We start from the raw sequence: 5,176 nt of genomic DNA, 5'->3' as shown, positions 1-5,176 counted from the left end.
GAAAAATACCTGGCCGCAGCGGCGACCGAATTTGCCGTCAAGGCGACCGCAAACGGCTTTGTCACTGGCATCGCGACCCGCGACGTCGGGCTCGCCGTGGTCGGCCTGGGAGGCGGACGCACGCGACCGGACGACAAGGTCGATCCCGCGGTCGGCATCACCAGGCTGTTGCCGGTCGGAGCCGAGGTTCGGGCTGGCGAGCCGTTGGCGCTGATCCATGCCCGCTCATTGGCCGATGCCGAGGCGGCGGCCGACGCCGTGCTTTCGGCCTATACGGTCGGCGCTTCGAAGCCGCCCGCCGACAAATCGGTCATCCGGCGGATTCTTCCGCGCGGCTAGTGCATGTCGCCCAAAAGTGTGAAGCGGTCTTGGGATAACGACATGCACAAAACAACGACACGACTCTTTACTGAACGAGCAGCAGCGTGCCGTTCTCGACCTGGTATTTGTCGAGCCGGTTGAGGAAGCTCATGCCGATCAGATTGGTGCGCAGCGCCCTGTCGTCGAGCACGATGGTCTGGACGTCGTTGACCGTGATGCTGCCGATCTGCAGGCGGTCGATCATTGCAACGGCCGCCTTGATGGTGCCGTTGGCGGTGCTGACCTCGTGGCTGAAGTCGGAAGCGTTCAGCGACAGGCCGATCTTGCGCGCCGTCGAGGTGTTGATGGCGACCAGCGTGGCGCCGGTGTCGATCATGCCGTCGATCTGACGTCCATTGAGCTTGAATGCCGACGAGAAGTGTCCGCGCTCGTCTGCCGCAACGACCACCTTGCGGCCCATCGGCAGCGACGCCGCCGGCTTGTCGGGCACCGATGCCAGGTTGACGTCCGGTTGGACGTTGACCGCGGGTTTGCTCGGCGCCGCCGATTTCAGCAGGTTTTCGACGAATTGCGGATTCGACTGATACACAATCGGTATCGATGCCGACGTACCGGCGAAAACGCCGAGGATGAGAAGTTTGCGCAGCATGGATCGGCCTTTGTGACAGCCGATCCTTAAGCCTTGATGGTGTTTGCCGCTTTAACGGGCGCCAGAAACCCGCCTTTGCGTAAACAATTGGTAAATTATTTGGTCCCGTACATGCGGTCGCCGGCATCGCCGAGGCCGGGCATGATGTAGCCCTTCTCGTTGAGCTGGCGGTCGATCGAAGCGGTGAACACGGGAACGTCCGGATGCGCCTTGGTGAAACGCTCGATGCCTTCGGGCGCTGCCAGCAGGCAAAGGAAACGGATGTTGGTGGCGCCGCGCTCTTTCAGCTTGTCGATCGCAGCGATCGCCGAATTGGCGGTGGCCAGCATCGGATCGACGACGATCACCAGCCGGTCGGCGAGGTCGCTCGGCGCCTTGAAGAAATATTCGACCGCTTCAAGCGTTTCGTGATCGCGGTAGAGACCGACATGGGCGACGCGGGCCGCCGGCACCAGATCGAGCAGGCCTTCCAGCAAGCCGTTGCCAGCACGCAGCACCGAGGCGAAGACCAGCTTTTTGCCCTCCAGCGTCGGCGCCTCCATGGTTTCCATCGGCGTTTCGATCGTCGTCGTCGTCAGTTCGAGGTTGCGGGTGACCTCGTAGCCGAGCAGCAGCGAGATCTCGCGCAGCAGCCGGCGGAAGCCCGCCGTCGAGGTTTCCTTCTTGCGCATGATGGTCAGCTTGTGCTGGACAAGCGGATGGTCGACGACGGTGACGCCCTGCATGATGTTCTCCTGATGCTTGCGCCCGAAAGTGCGCGCCCTGGTCCTTTCGGACGCGCCGCGCTTCAAGCTGCTTGAGCGAACCCTAGCGACAATGCGCCGGCCAAGGAACCGCTTGGCCTGCCCCGACCACAGCTTTGTCGGCAGAAATCAGCGTGCCGCACCGTTCAACCGGGCAAGAAGCGCGGTCTTGGTCTTTTTGTCGACGAAAGCGGCTTCGATAGCGGTGCGGGTAACGGCAGCCAGCGCCTTTTCGTTCATCGAGAAATGCTCGCCGGCGATGTCGTATTCGCGCTTCAGCGAAGTCCAGAAATAGGGCGGGTCGTCGGAATTGAGCGTCACCTTGCAGCCGGCTGCCTGCAGGGCTGGAAACGGATGGTCGGCAAAGCTGTCGAACACCTTGAGCGCGATGTTGGAGCCGGGGCAGCATTCCAGCACGACGCCCTCGTCGGCAATGCGCCGGACAAGGTCCGGGTTTTCGATGGCGCGCACGCCATGGCCGATGCGGGAGGGGCGGATGTGATCGAGTGCCGCCTGGACGGTCTCCCAGCCTGTCAGTTCGCCGGCATGGATGGTGATGCCGAGCCCGGCCTCGCGAGCGATCTCGAAAGCTCTGACATAGTCCTCCATCTCGCCGATCCGCTCATCCCCGGCGACGCCGAAACCGGTGACCAGCGGATGCCCGCAGCGCGCTGCGAAACGCGCCGCCTGCTCGATCGACTCGACGCCGACATGGCGCACGCCGGTTACGATCATGCGGCCCTCGATGCCGGTCTTGGCCTTGGCGCGGGCCATGCCCTCGCCGAGCGCGTCGGTATAGGCCTTGGGCGACAACCCGGCCTTTCTGGCATGGTCCGGCGACGTGAAGACCTCGGAATAGATCGCCCCGTCGCGGGCGAGACTGGTCAGATAATGGTCGGCCAGCCGCGCGTAATCCTCCTCGGTCCGGAACAGGTCGGCGGAAAAATCGTAAGCGGCAAGGAACGATGTGAAATCGTGCCAGACGAAGGAACCGTTCTGGATATAGGGCGAGGTATCCTTGCCGTATTTCTGCGCCTGGCGGATGACGAGTTCGGGCGCCGCTGCCCCTTCAATGTGGCAGTGCAGTTCCGCTTTCAAAGGCATTCAATCATCCCGTCGGTCTGTCCAGGTCTTGAAAACCCGCCACCTGGAAGCGCGGCTGAACACCGCGCCTTAAACAATAGCGCCCGCACCATCGATCGGCTATGGTCCCGCCGGTTTTATGACGGATCAAAAAAATGTCAGTTGAGAGAACCACGGCCGCGGGCGGCATGGAAACCTCCTATGGTTTCAAGCGTGTAGGGGCTGGCGACAAGCAGTCCCTGGTCAACGATGTTTTCCACAAGGTCGCGAACCGCTACGACCTGATGAACGATCTGATGTCGGCTGGCCTGCACCGGCTGTGGAAGGATGCCATGGTGACATGGCTCAACCCGCCGAAACGGGCGGGCTGGAAGGTGCTCGACGTTGCCGGAGGCACCGGCGACATCGCCTTCCGCATCGTCGATGCCAGCCACGGCAACGCCCATGCCACCGTGCTCGACATCAATGGCTCGATGCTGGCCGTCGGCCGCGACCGGGCCGAAAAGAAAGGCCTGTCTGGCAACACCGATTTCGTCGAGGCCAATGCCGAGGAACTGCCCTTCGCTGATGCCACATTCGACGCCTACACCATCGCTTTCGGCATCCGCAACGTGCCGCGCATCGATGTCGCGCTCGCAGAAGCGTTTCGCGTGCTGAAGCCGGGCGGGCGCTTCCTGTGCCTGGAATTTTCCGAAGTCGAGATGCCGCTGCTCGACAAGGCCTATGAGGCCTGGTCGTTCAATGCGATTCCGAAGATCGGCAAGATGGTCACCGGCGACGGTGAGCCCTATTCCTATCTGGTCGAATCGATCGCCAGGTTTCCCAACCAGCAGAATTTCGCGACGATGATTTCCCGCGCCGGCTTCGATCGCGTTTCCTTCCGCAATTATTCCGGCGGTATTGCCGCGCTTCATTCGGGCTGGAAGCTTTGAGGCTGGCTCGCATTTCTCACACGCGATGTGGTCTGTGCCGGTTCAACGAGCCGGCAGGACGGGCGCGGCCATGAGCACGGTCAGCGCTGGATTTCGGCTCGTAAGGGCCGGCTGGGTGCTGGTTCGCGAGGGCGTCGTCGCCGCCTTGCCGGGCGAGGAGCTGTCAGGCCTGCCGAAGTTCGGCTGGCGGCTGGCACGGCTGTTCACCCGCCGCCGCGCGCTTGCCTATGAGCGCAGCGACCGGCTGGCCAAGGCGGTCGTCCGGCTCGGTCCATCCTACGTCAAGCTCGGCCAGTTCCTGGCGACACGGCCCGACGTCGTCGGCAACGACATGGCGCTCGATCTCGCTATGTTGCAAGACAAGATGCACACCTTCCCCAGGGCTGAAGCCATCGCGGCTATCGAGGCTTCGCTCGGGCGCAAGGTCGCCGATCTCTACGCGCAATTCGGCGATCCGGTCGCAGCCGCCTCCATCGCCCAGGTCCATGCCGCCGACACCATCCATGACGGCGTTGCCACCAAGATGGCGGTCAAGGTGATCCGGCCCGGCGTGCGCCGCCGCTTCTTCCAGGATCTCGAAAGCTATTTCCTCGCCGCCCGCCTGCAGGAAAAATACATCCCGTCGTCGCGCCGGCTGCGGCCGGTCGAGGTCACCGAGACGCTGGCACAGACCACCAAGATCGAAATGGATCTGAGGCTCGAGGCGGCCGCCCTTTCGGAACTGGGCGAAAACACCAAAGACGATCCCGGCTTTCGCGTGCCATCCGTCGACTGGGAGCGCACCGGCCGCGACGTGCTGACCATGGAATGGGTCGACGGCGTCAAGATGAACGACATTGCCGGTCTCGAAGCCGCCGGCCACGATCTGAAGGCGATCGCCGCCAACCTCATCCAGTCGTTCCTGCGCCACACGCTGCGCGACGGCTTCTTCCACGCCGACATGCACCCGGGCAACCTCTTCGTCGAGGCAAACGGCACCATCGTCGCCGTCGATCTCGGCATCGCCGGCAGGCTCGGCAAGAAGGAGCGCCGCTTCCTCGCCGAAATCCTCTACGGTTTCATCACGCGCGACTATCTGCGCGTCGCCGAGGTGCATTTCGAGGCCGGCTATGTGCCGCGCCAGCACAATGTCGCGGCCTTCGCGCAGGCGATCCGGGCGATCGGCGAGCCGATCCACGGCCAGCCGGCCGAGACCATTTCGATGGCCAAGCTTTTGACCCTGCTGTTCGAAGTGACCGAACTCTTCGACATGGCGACGCGGCCGGAGCTGATTCTGCTGCAGAAGACCATGGTGGTGGTCGAGGGCGTGGCGCGCACGCTCGACCCGGCTTTCAATATGTGGAAGACCGCCGAACCGGTGGTCGGCGGCTGGATTGCCGGCAACCTTGGTCCACGTGGCATGATGATCGATGCGCGCGACGGCGCCAAGGCGCTGCTGACGCTGGCCC

5 protein-coding genes and 1 pseudogene are annotated in these 5,176 nt (G+C 63.3%); 3 read left to right on the top strand and 3 right to left on the bottom strand.

Translation table 11 applies throughout. The features are described from left to right. A pseudogene (locus tag EN993_RS30910) lies at positions 1 to 339 on the top strand (thymidine phosphorylase); the annotation flags it as partial. 67 nt (positions 340 to 406) lie between these two features. Here EN993_RS30910 and EN993_RS30905 read toward each other — a convergent pair. The 3 genes from EN993_RS30905 to EN993_RS30895 all read right to left on the bottom strand — a co-directional run bounded on the left by EN993_RS30905 (position 407) and on the right by EN993_RS30895 (position 2,817). Further along, on the bottom strand, positions 407 to 970 hold the full coding sequence (locus EN993_RS30905) for a TIGR02281 family clan AA aspartic protease (protein WP_109658875.1): 564 nt from the start codon (positions 968 to 970) through the stop codon (positions 407 to 409). Between the two features lie 95 nt (positions 971 to 1,065). Next, complete coding sequence (upp, locus tag EN993_RS30900) at positions 1,066 to 1,695, bottom strand: uracil phosphoribosyltransferase (RefSeq protein WP_023671129.1); 630 nt, start codon at positions 1,693 to 1,695, stop codon at positions 1,066 to 1,068. 147 nt (positions 1,696 to 1,842) lie between these two features. Next, on the bottom strand, positions 1,843 to 2,817 hold the full coding sequence (locus EN993_RS30895) for an adenosine deaminase (protein ID WP_109658874.1): 975 nt from the start codon (positions 2,815 to 2,817) through the stop codon (positions 1,843 to 1,845). Positions 2,818 to 2,951: 134 nt separating this feature from the next. Here EN993_RS30895 and ubiE point away from each other — a divergent pair, with 134 nt between their 5' ends. Further along, a complete protein-coding gene (ubiE, locus tag EN993_RS30890; protein WP_109658873.1) occupies positions 2,952 to 3,728 on the top strand; it encodes a bifunctional demethylmenaquinone methyltransferase/2-methoxy-6-polyprenyl-1,4-benzoquinol methylase UbiE in 777 nt (258 codons plus the stop codon). 70 nt (positions 3,729 to 3,798) lie between these two features. After that, on the top strand, positions 3,799 to 5,176 hold a 1,378-nt coding region (ubiB, locus tag EN993_RS30885), incomplete at its 3' end, for a 2-polyprenylphenol 6-hydroxylase (RefSeq protein ID WP_127265668.1).

Source organism: Mesorhizobium sp. M7D.F.Ca.US.004.01.2.1 (assembly GCF_003997785.1).
Classification (GTDB): Bacteria; Pseudomonadota; Alphaproteobacteria; order Rhizobiales; family Rhizobiaceae; genus Mesorhizobium; species Mesorhizobium loti.
Note: the sequence above shows the minus strand (reverse complement) of the source record. Positions and strands in the feature narration are given on the sequence as shown.

Excerpts from the sequence above, each read along its gene's own strand:
- EN993_RS30905 (WP_109658875.1), bottom strand. The coding sequence starts at position 970 with ATGCTGCGCAAACTTCTCATCCTCGGCGTTTTCGCCGGTACGTCGGCA.
- upp (WP_023671129.1), bottom strand. The coding sequence starts at position 1,695 with ATGCAGGGCGTCACCGTCGTCGACCATCCGCTTGTCCAGCACAAGCTG.
- EN993_RS30895 (WP_109658874.1), bottom strand. The coding sequence starts at position 2,817 with ATGCCTTTGAAAGCGGAACTGCACTGCCACATTGAAGGGGCAGCGGCG.
- ubiE (WP_109658873.1), top strand. The coding sequence starts at position 2,952 with ATGTCAGTTGAGAGAACCACGGCCGCGGGCGGCATGGAAACCTCCTAT.